Source organism: Sphaerisporangium sp. NPDC049457, assembly GCF_055586705.1.
In genome coordinates, this window is record NZ_JBVJHR010000025.1 from 51518 (window position 1) to 67458 (window position 15941).

At 70.8% G+C, this 15941-nt stretch carries 14 protein-coding genes; 9 read left to right on the forward strand and 5 right to left on the reverse strand.

Going from position 1 to position 15941, the window contains the following annotated elements:
* Positions 1–212: 212 nt before the first annotated feature.
* Positions 213–860 carry a mycothiol-dependent nitroreductase Rv2466c family protein gene (locus tag ACZ6QO_RS32580; RefSeq protein WP_465856411.1) on the reverse strand — a complete coding sequence of 216 codons (648 nt, stop codon included), beginning with the start codon at positions 858–860 and terminating at the stop codon, positions 213–215.
* A gap of 218 nt (positions 861–1078) precedes the next feature.
* Between ACZ6QO_RS32580 and pepN the strand changes: the two genes are divergently transcribed.
* Both pepN and ACZ6QO_RS32590 read left to right on the forward strand, forming a co-directional pair.
* Positions 1079–3646: an aminopeptidase N gene (gene pepN, locus ACZ6QO_RS32585; protein WP_465856413.1), complete on the forward strand. Its 2568-nt coding sequence runs from the start codon at positions 1079–1081 to the stop codon at positions 3644–3646.
* 213 nt (positions 3647–3859) lie between these two features.
* Positions 3860–4879: a hypothetical protein gene (locus ACZ6QO_RS32590; RefSeq protein WP_465856415.1), complete on the forward strand. Its 1020-nt coding sequence runs from the start codon at positions 3860–3862 to the stop codon at positions 4877–4879.
* 63 nt (positions 4880–4942) lie between these two features.
* Here ACZ6QO_RS32590 and ACZ6QO_RS32595 read toward each other — a convergent pair whose 3' ends face one another.
* A complete protein-coding gene (locus ACZ6QO_RS32595; protein WP_465856417.1) occupies positions 4943–6361 on the reverse strand; it encodes an amidase in 1419 nt (472 codons plus the stop codon).
* Positions 6362–6667: 306 nt separating this feature from the next.
* On the opposite strand from ACZ6QO_RS32595, the gene ACZ6QO_RS32600 reads away from it, so the two are divergent.
* The 3 genes from ACZ6QO_RS32600 to ACZ6QO_RS32610 all read left to right on the forward strand — a co-directional run bounded on the left by ACZ6QO_RS32600 (position 6668) and on the right by ACZ6QO_RS32610 (position 10109).
* Complete coding sequence (locus tag ACZ6QO_RS32600) at positions 6668–7345, forward strand: nuclease-related domain-containing protein (RefSeq protein ID WP_465856419.1); 678 nt, start codon at positions 6668–6670, stop codon at positions 7343–7345.
* 207 nt (positions 7346–7552) lie between these two features.
* Positions 7553–9394 (forward strand): dihydroxy-acid dehydratase, encoded by a 1842-nt coding sequence (gene ilvD, locus ACZ6QO_RS32605; RefSeq protein WP_465856421.1) that lies wholly within the window; start codon positions 7553–7555, stop codon positions 9392–9394.
* Between the two features lie 187 nt (positions 9395–9581).
* Positions 9582–10109 (forward strand): helix-turn-helix transcriptional regulator, encoded by a 528-nt coding sequence (locus ACZ6QO_RS32610; protein WP_465856423.1) that lies wholly within the window; start codon positions 9582–9584, stop codon positions 10107–10109.
* Positions 10110–10139: 30 nt separating this feature from the next.
* Here ACZ6QO_RS32610 and ACZ6QO_RS32615 read toward each other — a convergent pair whose 3' ends face one another.
* The gene (locus ACZ6QO_RS32615) at positions 10140–10352 is read right to left on the reverse strand and encodes an FmdB family zinc ribbon protein (protein ID WP_465856425.1); all 213 of its coding nucleotides are present in this window, start codon (positions 10350–10352) and stop codon (positions 10140–10142) included.
* Between the two features lie 121 nt (positions 10353–10473).
* The gene (locus ACZ6QO_RS32620) at positions 10474–10983 is read right to left on the reverse strand and encodes an HNH endonuclease (protein ID WP_465856427.1); all 510 of its coding nucleotides are present in this window, start codon (positions 10981–10983) and stop codon (positions 10474–10476) included.
* A 369-nt stretch (positions 10984–11352) separates the two neighbouring features.
* Between ACZ6QO_RS32620 and ACZ6QO_RS32625 the strand changes: the two genes are divergently transcribed.
* Positions 11353–13425, forward strand: coding sequence for a prolyl oligopeptidase family serine peptidase (locus ACZ6QO_RS32625; RefSeq protein WP_465856429.1), 2073 nt, complete (start codon positions 11353–11355; stop codon positions 13423–13425).
* Positions 13426–13625: 200 nt separating this feature from the next.
* Here ACZ6QO_RS32625 and purU read toward each other — a convergent pair whose 3' ends face one another.
* Positions 13626–14474: a formyltetrahydrofolate deformylase gene (purU, locus tag ACZ6QO_RS32630; RefSeq protein WP_465856548.1), complete on the reverse strand. Its 849-nt coding sequence runs from the start codon at positions 14472–14474 to the stop codon at positions 13626–13628.
* Between the two features lie 254 nt (positions 14475–14728).
* Here purU and ACZ6QO_RS32635 point away from each other — a divergent pair, with 254 nt between their 5' ends.
* From ACZ6QO_RS32635 to ACZ6QO_RS32645, 3 genes are all read left to right on the forward strand, one after another.
* Positions 14729–14893 (forward strand): hypothetical protein, encoded by a 165-nt coding sequence (locus ACZ6QO_RS32635; RefSeq protein WP_465856431.1) that lies wholly within the window; start codon positions 14729–14731, stop codon positions 14891–14893.
* A gap of 102 nt (positions 14894–14995) precedes the next feature.
* The gene (locus tag ACZ6QO_RS32640; protein ID WP_465856433.1) at positions 14996–15448 is read left to right on the forward strand and encodes a hypothetical protein; all 453 of its coding nucleotides are present in this window, start codon (positions 14996–14998) and stop codon (positions 15446–15448) included.
* 11 nt (positions 15449–15459) lie between these two features.
* A complete protein-coding gene (locus ACZ6QO_RS32645) occupies positions 15460–15915 on the forward strand; it encodes an NUDIX hydrolase (protein WP_465856435.1) in 456 nt (151 codons plus the stop codon).
* The last annotated feature ends 26 nt before the right edge of the window (positions 15916–15941 follow it).

The window sequence follows — 15941 nt, forward strand, 5'->3', positions numbered from 1 at the left end:
TATGGCGGGCGGACGAGCCGCCGGACGGTGGGAATCACCGTCCGGCGGTCAAGACGGCCGTCACCGTGCTGCCGCGCGGTCGCCGCCATCCGGCCGCCGTCCTGTCTCTCAGTACGGTCAAGTTGGGCGAACGGATCGAGTTGACCATGCCTGTCAGCCGGGGCGCAACCCTCCGCACGCGACCGGTCACGGCCGGACCGCAGGTCAGCGGATCAGTCGAAGATCGGCGAACGGGTGCGCGAGCGCTTCAGTTCGAAGAAGCCGTCGGTGCCGGCGACCAGCAGCACGCCGTCCCACAGCTTCGCGGCCGCCTCGCCCTTGGGGGCCGGAGAGACCACCGGGCCGAAGAAGGCCACTCCCTCGACGGAGATGACCGGGGTGCCGACCTCCTGCCCGACCAGTTCGATGCCCTCGCGGTGGGAGCGGCGCACGGCCTCGTCGTACTCGGTGGAGTCGGCGGCGGACGCGAGCCCGCGGTCCAGGCCGACGGACTCCAGGGCGTCGGCGAGCAGCGCACGCACGGCGGCGACCGCGTCGAAGCCCTCCTCGCCCTCGTGTTGCTTGAGGCGGCCCTCGTTGTGGATGCGGGTGCCGATCGCGGTGTAGAGGTCGCCGACGACGTGCTGCCCGTACTTCTCTGCGGCGGCCTGTACGACCCGCACCGAGGCCATGGCGTCCTTGAGCATCTCGCGGTACTCGGCGGGGATGTCCTTGTCCTCGTTCAGCACGGCGAGGCTCATGATGTGCCAGCGGGGTTCGACGGGCCGGACCTCGCGCACCTCGAGCAGCCAGCGCGAGGTCATCCAGGCCCACGGGCAAAGAGGGTCGAACCAAAGATCGACTGGAGTCGGTTCAGTCATGGCCAGCTTCCTGATCGTGCTCGCGGGTTGACGTTCGATACACCTGCCAGCCCCAACCCGGCTCGCGGTATTCCCTATCCCTTGTACCCAGGTGGGAAATCATTTCGTCTCGTGCCCCTTATGCGACGCCTCCGGTGCCGCATCACGGAGCCCGGCGTGGCAGGATTCATGCATCCCTCTCGCGACGGAGCGAGGGAGAGTCGCGATGAGGAGCGGATGTGGCAGGCAATCTGACCCGTGACGAAGCCCGGGTGCGGGCTCGTCTGCTTGACGTGCGGTCCTACTCGGTCGAGCTCGACCTCACCGAGGGCGACGAGCGCTTCGAGAGCGTCACCACGGTCCGATTCTCCTGCGCCGAACCCGGCGCGACGACGTTCATCGAGCTGGCCGAGGCCAAGATCCGCAAGGCCGTCCTGAACGGCGCCGAGCTGGACGTGACGTCCTACGACGCCGAGACCGGCCGCCTGCCCCTGCCGGGCCTGGCCGCCGAGAACGAGCTGCTCGTCGACGCCGACTGCACCTACATGCGCACCGGCGAGGGCCTCACCCGGTTCGTCGACCCGCTCGACCAGAAGATCTACCTGCACTCGCAGTTCGAGACGGCCGACGCCCACCGCATGTACGCCTGCTTCGACCAGCCCGACCTGAAGGCGACCTTCGAGCTCGGCGTGCTGGCGCCGTCCGACTGGGAGATCATCTCCAACGCCGCGCCCGACTCGGTCGAGGAGCTCGACGAGCACCACGGCCGCCACGGCACGCTCCAGCGCGCCAAGCGCTGGCACTTCCCGCCGACCCCGGTGATGTCGACCTACATCACGGCCCTCATCGCCGGGCCGTACGCCGTCGTCCGCGACGAGCACGACGGCATCCCGCTCGGCGTCTTCTGCCGGGCCTCCCTGGCCGAGCACCTGGACGCCGGCAACATCTTCGAGGTCACCAAGCAGGGCTTCGACTTCTACCACCGCGTCTTCGGCACCCGTTACCCGTTCGGCAAGTACGACCAGGTGTTCGTGCCCGAGTTCAACGCCGGGGCCATGGAGAACGCCGGCGCCGTGACCTTCCTCGAGGACTACGTCTTCCGCTCCCGCGTCACCGACGCCGTGGTGGAGCGCCGCGCCGAGACGATCCTGCACGAGATGGCGCACATGTGGTTCGGCGACCTGGTCACCATGCGCTGGTGGGACGACCTGTGGCTGAACGAGTCCTTCGCCACCTACATGTCGGTGCTGTGCCAGGCGGAGGCCACCCGCTGGGGCCAGGGGGCGTGGACGACCTTCGCCAACGTGGAGAAGTCCTGGGCCTACCGCCAGGACCAACTGCCCTCCACCCACCCGATCGCCGCCGACATCCCCGACATGCAGGCCGTCGAGGTCAACTTCGACGGCATCACCTACGCCAAGGGCGCCTCGGTGCTCAAGCAGCTGGTGTCCTACGTCGGCCTGGACAACTTCCTGGCGGGCGTGCGCGACTACTTCGACGAGCACGCCTGGGGCAACACCGAGCTGAAGGACCTGTTGTCGGCCCTTGAGCGCACCTCCGGCCGCGACCTGTCCTCCTGGTCGAAGGAATGGCTGGAGACCGCCTGGGTCAACACGCTGCGGCCGTCGTTCACGGTGGACTCCGAGGGCCGCTTCCTGACCTTCGAGGTGCTCCAGGAGGCCCCGGCCGACTACCCGACCCTGCGTTCGCACCGCGTCGCCATCGGCCTGTACTCCCGGGCCGACGGCTCGCTCAAGCGGGTCAAGCGGGTCGAGCTCGACGTCGTCGGCGCCCGCACGGCCGTGCCCGAGCTGGTCGGCGAGACCCAGCCCGACCTGGTGCTGATCAACGACGACGACCTGACCTACGCCAAGATCCGGCTCGACGAGCGCTCGCTGCGCACGCTGGTCGACGGCGGCATCGCCGGCTTCGCCGAGTCGCTGCCGCGCGCGCTCAGCTGGTCGGCCGCCTGGGACATGGCCCGGGACGCCGAGATGGCCACGCGCGACTACGTCCGGCTGGTCACCTCCAACGTCCACGCGATCGCCGACATCACCGTCCTGCAGACGGTGCTGCGCCAGGCGCGGCTGGCCGTCCAGCAGTACGCCGACCCTGCGTGGCGCGCCGACGGCCTGGCCGAGCTCTCCTCGGCCCTGCGCCGCCTGATCGCCTCGGCCGAGCCGGGCTCCGACCACCAGCTCGCCTATGTCAACGCCTTCACCGCCGTGGCCACCACCACCGAGGACCTCGCCTTCGTCAAGGGCATCCTCGACGGCACCTCGGGCCTTGACGGCCTGACCGTGGACGCCGAACTGCGCTGGACGCTGACGCACGCGCTGGCCTCGGGCGGGGCGCTGTCCGGCGACGACATCGCGGCCGAGCTGCGGCGCGACCCGTCGGCCAGGGGCGAGCAGTCGGCGGCGCTGTGCAAGGCGGCGATCCCGACCGCCGAGGGCAAGGCCGACGCGTGGGCCTCGATCACCGGCGGCACGCTGAGCGGCGCGGTGCTGCGCGCCACGATCGTCGGGTTCATGGACCCCCACCACGTCGATCTGCTCCAGCCCTACGGCGAGCGGTTCTTCCAGGAGGTCGGCCGCATCTACAAGAGCTGGCCGTCCGACAGCGCCCAGCGGTTCGCCATGGGGTGCTACCCGGCGCTGCTCATCGCGCCCGAGACCGTGGCCAGGACCCAGGACTACATCTCCTCCTCCCAGCCGGTCCCGGCGCTGCGGCGCCTGCTGCTCGAGGGCGCCGACTCCATCAGCCGGGCCCTGCGCGCCCGCGCCAAGGACGCCTCGGCCGCCTGACCCGCCGGTCACCAGGGCCCGCCGCCCGGCGGGCCCTCCCATTCTGAGGTGCACCCTCCTCGAGCCCGGCCCGCCTGGCGGCCAAGTCCGGTTGGACGCCCAGGCGGGCCGGTCCGCGTCCGCCGCCGCCCGGCTCGTCCATGACCTGCCGTCCTGGGCCTGCGGTGTGAACGGCGACGACAATGATCGCCGGTAACGTGAGAGGGTGTCCGGGTGGACGCGCCCCCTGCCCCTCTCTACCCGCTCGCCCCGCTCGACCTGCTCACCGCGCTCGCCCGGCGGTACGCCTTCGGCGACCTCGGCGACCTCGCTCCCCTGGTGATGCGGGAGGCCGGTGCGATCCCCGCGTTGTGCGAGTTCGGCCAGCGCCTGCTCACCCTGGACGCCGAGGACTTCGCCACCGAAGTGGACGCCAAGGCCGTTCCCGGCTCGCTGCGGCGCCGCGCGCGCGAGTGCCACATGCCGCAGACCCCGCGCGAGCAGCCGCGCGGGGCGCTGTCGTCGCTGCGGCCCGCGTACGAGCTGCTGCTGGAGGTCATCCAGGTCCACTGGCAGCGGCGCGAGCTCAGTTCGGTGATGTCGGCGCTGCACATCGCCGGCGAGTACCTGCCGCTCCTCGCCTTCGAGCCGGTGCTCGGGCACGCGGGCGACCCCGCCCGCTGGCCTGAGGGCCTGCGGGCCGAGGGCAGCCGGTTCGGCGTGATCGGCGACCGCGAGTGCGACCACACCAAGCCCGAGAAGTCCGCCGCCGAGCGCACGCTGCGGGTCTCCCGTGAGCCGGGCGAGGGCTGGCGGGCGTACTTCGACCGGCAGCACAGCCAGCTCTCCGGCGCCATGGCCACCTGCGTCGCCAAGTGCCGCAGGCCGTGTACGGCCATGGACTGGATCCCGGCGGAGGTCCGCGAGAGCCTGTCGCAACGGTGCAAGGTGGCGCTCACGTTCGCCGAGACCCCGCTGATCCGGCTGCGGCACGCCGCGCCCGTCGGCCACGGGTTCGGCGTCCCGTCGCCGGAGGAGGTGCTGGACGCCTGGGCGCGCAGCCGCGTCCACCTGGACAAGAACGACGTCGGCCACGAGGCCGCCCGGGACGACGGCTTCCCGCTGCCCGGCCTGCCGAGCCTGTTCTCGGCGGTGGCGGCCGCGCCGATCGCCCCCGCGACGCTGCTCGCGGACGTGGCGGCCCACCTGGTCGCGCTGATCGGCGGACCGGTGCTGCGCGAGGCCCGCGTCTGAGGGCAGGCCCCGCGGCTCGGACGGCCTCGGGCGGCGGCCCGCCGTCGAGCCGCCGTCCCCAGGTCACCAGATCTCAGGGCGGCGGTCCGCCCAGAAGCCGCCCACCGCGGCCTCCACCTGGGCCGACAGGGAGATGAGCGTGGCCTCGCCGCCGAAGCGGCCGGCGAGCATCACGCCGATGGGCAGACCCGCGTCGGTCCAGTGCAGGGGGAGGTTGACCGCCGGCTGGCCGCTGATGTTGTACGGCGCGGCGAACGGCGCGAACCGCTCCATGCGGTGGAAGGTCTCCTCAGGGTCCTCGACGTCCTCGAACCAGCCCACCGGCACGGGCGGCTGGGTGACGGTCGGGCTCAAGATCGCGTCGTAGTCGTTCATCACCAGGAACGCGAAGCGGGTCGCGGTCTGCAGCGTCGCCTGGGCCTGCAGGAAGACGGGGGCAGGGGTGGCGAAGCCCCGCTCGCGCAGCCATCTGGTCAGGGGCCGCAGCTTGGGCTCCATGGACGGATCGACCGGGTGCATGCAGGAGAAGCAGAACCACAGCCGCTCGAACTCGCCGAGGATGGAGCCGTCGAAGGCGGGCGGCATGTCGACGACCTCGTGACCGAGCGACTCCAGCAGCGCCGAGGCCTTCTCGTAGGCGGCCATGACGTCCGGGTGCACCTCGGCGCCCGGCACGGCGGGGGTGGCGCTCCTGCCGATGCGCAGCCGTCCGGGCTCGCGGGTGACGGCCTCCACGAAGCCCACCGGGGAGGGCGGCGCGACGTACAGGTCACCCGGCTGGTTGTGCGCCATCACCTCCAGCAGCGCGGCCGCGTCGGCGACCGTGCGGGTGATCGGCCCGTTGGTGGACAGACCGGCCAGGTCGGGGATGATCGGCGCGAACGAGATGCGCCCCCGGGTGGGCTTGATGCCGTACAGGCCGCACACCGAGGCGGGGATGCGGATGGAGCCCGCACCGTCGCTGCCCTGCGCCGCGGGCGCGAGCCCCGCCGCGACCGCGGCCGCCGCTCCCCCGCTCGAACCACCGGCCGAGCGGGTCAGGTCCCAGGGCGTGCGCGAGGGGGCCGACACGTCGGTCTCGGTGTAGCAGGGCAGCCCGAACTCGGGGGTGGCGGTCTTGCCGAGCATGATCGTGCCGGCCTCGCGCAGCCGTTCGACCACGCTGTCGTCCACGGGCGCCACGAAGCCCTCGTAGGTGGCCGAGCCGAAGCGTATCGGCACGTCCTTGACGAGGTTCAGGTCCTTGATCGGGATGGGCACGCCGAGCAGCGCGGGCAGGTCGGCGCCCGACAGGACCCGGGCCTCGGCCTGGCGGGCCTCCTCCAGAGCGCGTTCGGGGGTCGGCGTGACGAAGGCCCCGACCTGGGGGTCGAGCCGCTCGACGCGCTCAAGGTAGTGCTCGGTGATCTCGACGGGGGACAGCTCCCGGGCGCGGACGGCCGCGGCCTGCTCCAGGGCTGTAAGATCATGTATGTGCGCCACGCTACTGCACAGTAGGGCCTGTGACCACGAGATATCCAGCACGAGGTATCCAGAAGGAAGAGAAGTAGATACCCGTCCTTCCGCCCTACAATGCGGGAACACGGGGCCACAAAAATGTGAACTAGCCAACACTAGGCACACCCTTGGGCGTCAACTACCGTGAGTTACGTGGATTCCGGTCTAGAACCCGATGACGGTCACAATACGTCACCCATCTGGGTGAGTGACCGCCCCTCGCAGCCGAGATCTCGGCCCGCCGCCCCGGAGGAGACTTACGCTCCGGTCGGCCGCGCGTCGCTGCTCGGCATGCTTCAGCAGCCCAGATACCGGCATCTGCGCCTTCGCGCGCTGATCGCGGCCGGCGCGGGGCTGCTGGTCGGCATCCCGCTGTGGAGCTGGCGGCTCGGCCTCGCCGCGGCGATCATCGCCGCCATCGCCGACACGGTGTACCGCGCGCGGACGACCTCCACGGTGCCGCCCTGGCGCCGGGCGTCGGCCGCCGAGCGGCGCACCGAGGCCCAGCTCAGGAAGCTTGAGAGGAACGGCTATCTGACGCTGCACGCCCGGGCGATCCCGCACAGCGACGCGCAGATCGACCATCTGGTCGTCGGCCCGACCGGGGTGTACGCCGTCGACTCCGAGAAGTGGGACAAGCGGCTGCCGGTGCGGGTGCAGTCCCACCGCAAGCTGTTCCATGGGCCGTTCAACCAGAAGCCCCGGCTCGACGAGGCGCGCTGGGAGGCCTCCCAGGCCAGCGAGCTCATCACCAAGGCGCTCGGCCGCGAGATCACCGTGGTGCCGTCCCTGGCCATCTACGGGCCCGCGATTCCGTGGAAGATCCTCAACATCCGCGAGGTCGACGTCTTCGACGGCTCCCGCGTGCGTAAGTGGATCACCAACCGTGAGCGTTCGCTGACCGGCGAAGAGGTCGAGGACATCTACGCCGTCGCGGCAGAGGTCCTGCCCCCGCGTTACCCCGAATAGCCGACCGTCGCGAAGGTCCTTCGGGATTCCCGTCCCTGTTCCACCACTGCCCCCGGGGATCCCGAAGGACCTTGTGACGTCCATGCCCCCTCCCGTTCCGGCCCCGTTCCGTCCCCGTTCTGTCCACGCTGTGGACCGTGGGTCTCGCCAGGCGGGCGATGGCCGTACCATTTGAAGACTCAGCAGTCGTCGGATGGGAGAACGGTCATGCCGGCCCTCAGATCTCGCACGGTCACTCACGGCAGGAACATGGCGGGCGCTCGTGCCCTGCTCCGGGCCACGGGTGTAGCCGGGGGGGACTTCGGCAAGCCGATCATCGCGGTGGCCAACAGCTTCACCCAGTTCGTCCCCGGTCACGTCCATCTGCGCGAGGTGGCCGAGGTCGTGGCCGGCGGCATCCGCGAGGCGGGGGCGATTCCGCGCGAGTTCAACACCATCGCGGTGGACGACGGCATCGCCATGGGCCACGGAGGCATGCTCTACTCCCTGCCTTCGCGCGAGCTGATCGCCGACGCCGTCGAATACATGGTCAACGCCCACTGCGCCGACGCGCTGGTCTGCGTCTCCAACTGCGACAAGATCACCCCGGGCATGCTGCTGGCCGCGTTGCGGCTGAACATCCCGACGGTCTTCGTCTCCGGCGGCCCCATGGAGGCCGGCAAGACGCCCGGCCGCAAGCTCGACCTCATCGACCCGATGATCGCCGCGGCCGACGAGAGCGTCTCCGACGCCGAGCTGCTCGAGATGGAGGAGAACGCCTGCCCGACCTGCGGCTCGTGCAGCGGCATGTTCACCGCCAACTCGATGAACTGCCTCACCGAGGCCATCGGCCTGGCCCTGCCGGGCAACGGCACCACGCTGGCCACCCACCAGGCCCGCAAGGCGCTGTTCGAGCAGGCCGGGCGCCAGGTCGTCGAGATCACCAAGCGCTACTACGAGGGCGACGACGAGTCGGTGCTGCCGCGCAACATCGCCACCCGCGACGCGTTCGAGAACGCCATGGCGCTCGACGTGGCCATGGGCGGCTCCACCAACACGATCCTCCACCTGCTCGCGGCGGCCCGCGAGGCCGGCGTCGACTTCGGCCTGAAAGAGATCAACGAGCTGTCGCTGCGGGTGCCGTGCCTGTGCAAGGTCGCGCCCGCCACCGCCAAGTACCACGTGGAGGACGTCCACCGCGCCGGCGGCATCCCGGCGATCCTCGGCGAGCTCGACCGGGCGGGGCTGCTCCACCGCGACACCCACAGCATCCACGCGAGCTCTCTCACCGACTTCCTGTCCGCCTGGGATCCCGCGTCGCCCACCGTGTCGCAGGAGGCCCTGGAGCTCTGGCACGCCGCGCCCGGCAACGTCCGCACCGTGAAGGCCTACTCCCAGAACGCCCGGTGGGAGTCCCTCGACCTCGACCGCGCCGAGGGCTGCATCCGCGACTTCGAGCACGCCTACACCCGCGACGGCGGCCTGGCCGTGCTGTACGGCAACCTCGCTCCTGAGGGGGCCATCGTCAAGACCGCCGGCGTCGACGAGTCGATCTGGCGCTTCAGCGGCCCCGCCGTGGTGTTCGAGTCACAGGAGGACGCCTCCGAGGGCATCCTGGGCAACAAGGTCAAGGCCGGCGACGTCGTGGTCATCCGCTACGAGGGCCCCAAGGGCGGCCCCGGCATGCAGGAGATGCTCTACCCGACGAGCTTCCTGAAGGGCAAGGGGCTCGGCAAGGCGTGCGCGCTGATCACCGACGGCCGCTTCTCCGGGGGCACCTCTGGCCTGTCGATCGGGCACGCCTCTCCCGAGGCGGCGGAGGGCGGCATCATCGCGCTGGTCGAGGACGGCGACCTCATCGAGATCGACATCCCGGGCCGGGGCATCGAGCTGAAGGTCTCCGAGGCCGACCTCGCGGCGCGCCGCGAGCGGCTGCTGGCCGATCTCGGCCGATACCGCCCTCGCGACCGCGAGCGTCCGGTGAGCGCGGCGCTGCAGGCCTACGCCGCCCTGACCACCTCCGCCTCCACCGGAGCCTCCCGCGACCTGTCCCAGCTCTCGCAGCACTGAGCACCACGCTGAGCATCACACCGGGCGAAGAACGGCGCCCGGCGAAGGCGAGCGGTCACCGCACTCGCAGGCATGTGCTCGAAGGGAAGCCGGCCCTCACCGGAAGGTAAACAACAGTCACCTTCCGGAGGGCCGGAACAAGATCTGGTGTTCGAAAAATGTCGGTGTCGAGACGTAGTCTGGACGCATGGCCAACGTCACCACGCCCCCTCTGACGACCGCCGAAATCGCCGCTCTCGCCCTGTCCCTCGCCCATCTCGGCGAGGGACCGCAAGCGCTGACCGCCCGTCGCGGGCTGCGCCGCGTGTTCGAAAACCTCGACCTCGGCGACGAGGTCATCGCGACGACCCTCGACACCCTGACCACGCCGCTGCCGCCCGAGGTCGCCAGGCGCGCCCGCACGATCGCGGGCGCGGTGACCAGTCGGCAGGTGATCCGCCTGCACTACCGCGACGCGTCCGGCCGGGTGACCTCCCGTGACGTCGAGCCCGTCACCTGCCTCGTCCACCGCGACCATTGGTATCTCGTGGGGTGGTGCCGCACCAAGGTCGGCATCCGCGCGTTCCGGTTCGACCGCATCGTCGCGGTGGAGCCGACCCTGGTGCCCGCCCGGCCGCACCGCGCCGAACGCTACCTGCCGTTCCAGCGCAGAACCGCTCCCGACCGGCGTCCCGCCCGCGCCGTCACCCCGTTGACCACCCGCCGCCCCGCCTGACCCTCAAGGCCGCCACGGGTGGGGTGAGGGTCAGCCGCAGCAACCGCCGCCGCAGCAGCCTCCCCCGCCGCCACCCGTGGCGCGGGGCGCGGCGGCGCCGCCGGTGACGGCGACCGTCGACAGCAGCTTCACCGTGTCGTCGTGGCCCTCAGGGCAGACCGCGGTGTCGCCCGCTGCTGACATGGGCCGGGAAAGCTCGAAGGTCGAACCGCAGGCGCGGCATCGATAGTCATAACGCGGCATGCCTAAAGGGTACGACGTCGCCCGGCCGGCATGCGGAGACCTGGTCCGACAAAGGCAGGTCCGCTCCTCAGCCGGGCCCCGGATCGTCATCGCCGGTCTGGGTCGTGACCGCCGAGGACGGTCAGGCGGCGTTCTCCGTCAGGTAGGGCGCCCATTGGGGGTCGCCGTCGAGTTGTGCGCCGATGAGCCGCCAGTGGACGCCTCGGGGCACCACCGGAGCCACGCGCAGCGTCCAGCCGATCTCCTCAAGGAGCCGGTCGGCCTTGCGGTGGTTGCAGGTCATGCACGAGGCGACGCAGTTCTCCCAGGTGTGCGACCCGCCGCGAGAGCGCGGGAGCACGTGGTCGATGGTCTCGGCCCGCTGGCCGCAGTAGGCACAGCGGTAGTCGTCCCTGCGCATCAGCGCGGCCCGGGTCAGCGGGATACGAGAACGATAAGGAATACGTACATATCGCCGAAGCCGGATGACCGATGGCACGTCGACCGTGCGCGAGGCCGAGCGGAGCACGGCGCCCCGGCCATCGCGATGGACGACGTCGGCCTTCTCCCTGATCACGAGCACCACGGCTCGATGCAGGTTGAGGGTGGTGAGCGGTTCGAACGTGGCGTTCAGCAGCAGCACCTGGCGCATCAGCGGGCCTTCCCCGCTGCGAGCGCCCCCATCGGTTGGGATGTGCCGCGGCACATCCCGGCTTGCGGCCCGTCGTCTTGGGCTCCGGATGCTTCCGTCACGTGCACCTCCGCCGGACGGCCCAGCGGATGGGTTCCACGGCACCGCCCTTCAGCAAGTGTGGCCTCTCGGTCGACTCTCCCGCCACCCCAATTAACGGTCGTGTCTTCCAGACCCCGCCTCCCGGTTTATGTCCGGCTCACCCCGCTAAGCAAACCTATTAACGAAAGATCTCTACAGATCGGCGAACATCCGTCATATCCGTCACCAGGCCACGAGACCGGAATCGATGGCTCACGTCGGGTAACCGGTTGCCATAGGCTCGGCTCCATGACCCGAATGCCGTACCCGAAGGCACGCCGTGACGACGTGGTCGACGATTACCACGGCACGCCGGTGCCCGACCCATACCGCTGGCTGGAAGACGCCGAGCAGCCCGAGGTCAAAGAGTGGCTCGACGCCCAGGGCGAGCTGTTCGGCGAGACGATGGCCTCGTCACCCAGGCGGGGCGCGTTCCGCGACCGCCTGGCCGAGCTCGTGCGCTCGGGCACCGTCGGCGCCCCGGTGTGGCGCGGTGAGCGGAGCTTCTTCATGCGCCGCACCCCCGACCAGGAGCACGCCGTGCTCTACACGGTCGACCCCGCCGGGGAGGAGCACGTCCTGCTCGACCCCATGGCGATGGATCCGTCCGGTCTGACCACCGTCGACTCCTGGCAGCCGGACAAGGAAGGCCGGCGGCTGGCCTACCAGATCTCGGTCGGCGGCGACGAGGAGTCCAGGCTGCACGTCATCGACGTCGTCTCGGGCGAGCGGGTGGACGGGCCGATCGACCGGTGCCGCTACTCCCCCATCGCCTGGCTGCCCGGCGGGGAGGCGTTCTACTACGTGCGCCGGCTCGCGCCCGGCCAGGTGCCCGAGGGCGAGGAGCAGTTCCACCGCCGGGTCTACCTGCACCGCCTCGGCACGCCGACCGAGCAGGACGTCATGGTCCTCGGCGAGGGGCTGGAGAAGACGAACTACTACAGCGTCGGGGTGTCCAAGGACGGCCGCTGGCTGACCATCTCGGCCTCCCGGGGCACTGCTCCGCGCAACGACCTGTGGACGGCCGACCTGTCGGCCTCGTCGATCGACTCCCCGGAGCTGACCGTCGTCCAGCAGGACGTGGACGCGCAGACCAGCCTGCTGTACGGCCGCGACGGGCGCCTGTACGTCTTCACCGACCGCGACGCCCCTCGCGCCCGCGTCTGCGTGACCTCTCCGGAGGAGATCGGCTACGAGAGCTGGCGCGACCTCATCCCCGAGGACCCCGAGGCGGTGATGTCCGACTTCGCCATCCTGGACGACCTGGAGCACCCGGTGATGCTGGTCGGCTGGACCCGGCACGCCGTCAGCGAGATCACCGTGCACGACCTGGCCACCGGCGCCAAGGTCGGCCAGGTGCCCACTCCCGGGCTCGGCACGATCGGCGGCATCCACGAGCGGCCCGAGGGCGGCTACGAGGCGTGGTTCGGCTACACCGACAACACCACTCCGACGAGCATCCTTCGCTACAACGCCCGCACGGGCCAGACCACACTCTGGGCGGCCTCGCCCGGAGCCGTGGAGATCCCGGAGGTGAACACCGAGCAGGTCGTCTACCGGTCGGCCGACGGCACCGAGGTCCACATGATCGTGGTGTCCAAGCCCGGCGACGGGCCCCGGCCGACGATCCTGTACGGCTACGGCGGGTTCGGCCTGCCCATGACGCCGGGCTTCTCCGTCGCGACGCTGGCATGGGTCGAGGCCGGCGGCGTCTACGCGGTCGCGCAGCTCCGCGGCGGCGGCGAGCAGGGCGAGGAGTGGCACCGCGCGGGCATGCTCGGCCACAAGCAGAACGTCTTCGACGACCTGCACGCCGCCGCCGAGCATCTGATCGCCACGGGCGTCACCACCTCCGAGCAGCTCGCGATCTCCGGCGGGTCCAACGGCGGCCTGCTGGTCGGCGCCGCGCTGACGCAGCGCCCCGAGCTGTACGCGGCGGTGGCCTGCGCGGCCCCGCTGCTGGACATGGTGCGGTACGAGAAGTTCGGCCTCGGGGCCACGTGGAACGTCGAGTACGGCACGGCGGACGACCCCGAGCAGTTCTCCTGGCTGTGGGGCTACTCCCCCTACCACCACGTCCGCGAGGGCGTACGCTACCCGGCGACGCTGTTCATGGTCTTCGGTTCCGACACCCGCGTGCACCCGCTGCACGCGTGGAAGATGTGCGCCGCGCTCCAGCACGCCCAGACGGCCGACGACCGGCCCATCCTGCTGCGCAACGAGAGCGAGGTGGGGCACGGGGCCCGCGCGGTCAGCCGCTCGGTGGAGCTCATGGCCGACCAGCTCGCCTTCCTCGCCCAGCACACCGGCCTGACCATCTGAGTGCGGCCGGGGTCGGGACTCAGCGTCCGCCGCCGGAGCTCTCCGTCGCCGTGGGACGGCCCCGCCGTCCCACGGCCCGCCCTGCGCCGCACAGCGCCCCCGTTTCACGGTGCCGGGTCACGCCGTGGCGGGTCACCGTGCCGGGTAACGCCGTGGCGCGGGTCGTCCTCCCGGAGGGCGGCCCCGCGGAGGCGCCCCTCTCAGCGGGGGAAGACGATGGTCTTGTGGCCGTCGAGCAGCACCCGCTGCTGGGCGTGCCACCGCACGGCGCGGGCCAGCGCCAGGCACTCGACGTCGCGGCCCATGGCGGCCAGGTCTTCCGGCGAGTGGGTGTGGTTGACCCGGGCGACCTCCTGCTCGATGATCGGGCCCTCGTCGAGGGCGGCCGTCACGTAGTGCGCGGTGGCGCCGATGAGCTTCACCCCGCGCGCGTGGGCCTGGTGGTAGGGCTTGGCGCCCTTGAACGACGGCAGGAACGAGTGGTGGATGTTGATCACCTTGCCGGAGAGCTTGGAGCACAGGTCTTCTGAGAGCACCTGCATGTAGCGGGCGAGCACGACCAGCTCGGCGCGATAGTGCTCGACGAGCGTGAGGACCTCGGCCTCCTGCCGCTGCTTGGTCTCCGGCGTCACCGGCAGGTGATGGTAGTCGATGCCGTACGACTGGGTGAGCGGGCGCAGGTCGGGATGGTTGGACACGACGGCGACGATCTCGATGTCGAGCAGCCCTGAGCGCACCCGGTAGAGCAGGTCGTTGAGGCAGTGGCCGAGCTTGCTCACCATGACCAGCACCCGCGGCTTGACCGCGAGGTCGTGCAGCCGGAAATCCATCGCCAGGTCGGGCGCGAGCCCGGCGAAGGCGGCGCGCAGTTCGTCCTCGGCGAGGTCGGAGGTGAACTGGACGCGCATGAAGAAGCGCCCGGCGCCCCGGTCGCCGAACTGCTGGCTCTCGGTGATGTTGCACCCGCGCGCGGCCAGCAGCCCGGAGACGGCCGCGACGACCCCGGGCCTGTCGGGGCAGGACAGCGTCAGAACATACTCGGAGATCATCGCGCCACTCACCTCTTCGCTCACGTGGAGGCAGATTATCGCTCCGAGCCGTCGTCGCCGGGCCATCTTCCACAGGTCCCGCCCGGCGGCCTGTCCGGCACGGGCGTGCCAAGGTCACGGCGTCCGGCGATACCGACCTACATGTCCCGGTATAGCCGACATCAACCCGCATTACGGTCGACCGACGCTAAGGTGACGCAAACCCGCGCTCGGTCTTGCCCGCCGTTGACCTGGGACTTCATACCCTTTATGACGTGAAATGGGTCGACAGCAGGGGATTTACGGTCGAGGCGCTGGTCGTCGGCAACCAGCCCTGCCTTCGCGTGCGCAAGGGGCGCCAGTACGTGGCCTACTACCCTGACGTCGCGGAACTGGCCCGGCACCTGGATCTGACCGACCTGGTCGTCACCGCCGAATGACCACCGCCTGATCGCCCACGGACGCCGCATGCCCGTGGTGCCGCCGCCGGCCCGCCCGGGCGGGGCGTACAGTGGCGCCCGAGGAGCGGAAGGAGCCGGCGGGTGCTTAAGTGGGACGAGTTGTCACCTGGGGAGAAGCGCGCGGCCGTCGCCCTGGCGGCCATGTTGCCCGGTTACATCAACGCCGTGTTCGTCGCCGAGCATCTGGCCGAGGCCATCGCCTGGCAGCGCGGCGAGCTGACCGACGAGCAGCTCATGGAACGCACCGGCTGGGCCTTCAACGCGACCCCCGAGCAGTACGCCGACATGGCGATGCGGTCCGCCCGGCGGGCGGGGGTCGACCCGGTGGAGTGGCTCGACGCGATGAAGGGCGCCTACGAAGAGCAGCGTGCCATCGCGGCCGAGCTGCAGGAGCAGAGCGTCCAGCGGGCCGCCGGCCGCCCGGACGAGTTCTGGGAGATCGTCAACGCCAACAGCTGGCCGGACGATTTGCAGGGTCCGGACGATCTCGCCGGGCCCGATGATCTGCACGGGCCCAAGGACGGCCGGTCCTAGGCGCCGGCCCGATGATCAGCGACCGTCCCGCCGCTCGCGTCGTCTGCGTGGACGGCGGGGGCAGGGTGTTGTTGCTGCGCTGGCACGACCCGGTCGGCGGCGTGGTGTTCTGGGAGCCGCCGGGCGGCGGCATCGACGCAGGCGAGACCCCGCTGGAGGCCGCGCGGCGCGAGCTGGCCGAGGAGACCGGCCTGCCGGGCGACGCCGTGATCGACATGTGGGTCCCCGTGGAGCGCGACTACCACTGGCTGGGCGTCCACTACGCGAAGGTCGAACCGTTCTACCTCGCGCGCTTCGCCGCCACCCCCGGCGTTGTGCCGGCCACGCTGACCAGCGAGGAACAGGACACCTTCCTCGGGTACGGCTGGTTCACCCCGGCCGAGCTCGCCGCGCTGCCCGACCCGGTCGAGCCCCCCGCCCTCGCGGAAGTGGTCGCCCTGCTGACCGGCCTCCCCTACCCGCGATGAGACTCGGCCGCCGGCCGGACATGGAC

Bases quoted from the DNA above. Each gene is read 5' to 3' on its own strand.
- ACZ6QO_RS32580 (WP_465856411.1), bottom strand. From the start codon at position 860: ATGACTGAACCGACTCCAGTCGATCTTTGGTTCGACCCTCTTTGCCCG.
- ACZ6QO_RS32610 (WP_465856423.1), top strand. From the start codon at position 9,582: ATGGCCAACGTCACCACGCCCCCTCTGACGACCGCCGAAATCGCCGCT.
- ACZ6QO_RS32600 (WP_465856419.1), top strand. From the start codon at position 6,668: ATGCTTCAGCAGCCCAGATACCGGCATCTGCGCCTTCGCGCGCTGATC.
- ACZ6QO_RS32625 (WP_465856429.1), top strand. From the start codon at position 11,353: ATGACCCGAATGCCGTACCCGAAGGCACGCCGTGACGACGTGGTCGAC.
- ilvD (WP_465856421.1), top strand. From the start codon at position 7,553: ATGCCGGCCCTCAGATCTCGCACGGTCACTCACGGCAGGAACATGGCG.
- ACZ6QO_RS32620 (WP_465856427.1), bottom strand. From the start codon at position 10,983: ATGCGCCAGGTGCTGCTGCTGAACGCCACGTTCGAACCGCTCACCACC.
- ACZ6QO_RS32645 (WP_465856435.1), top strand. From the start codon at position 15,460: ATGATCAGCGACCGTCCCGCCGCTCGCGTCGTCTGCGTGGACGGCGGG.
- purU (WP_465856548.1), bottom strand. From the start codon at position 14,474: ATGATCTCCGAGTATGTTCTGACGCTGTCCTGCCCCGACAGGCCCGGG.
- ACZ6QO_RS32615 (WP_465856425.1), bottom strand. From the start codon at position 10,352: ATGCCGCGTTATGACTATCGATGCCGCGCCTGCGGTTCGACCTTCGAG.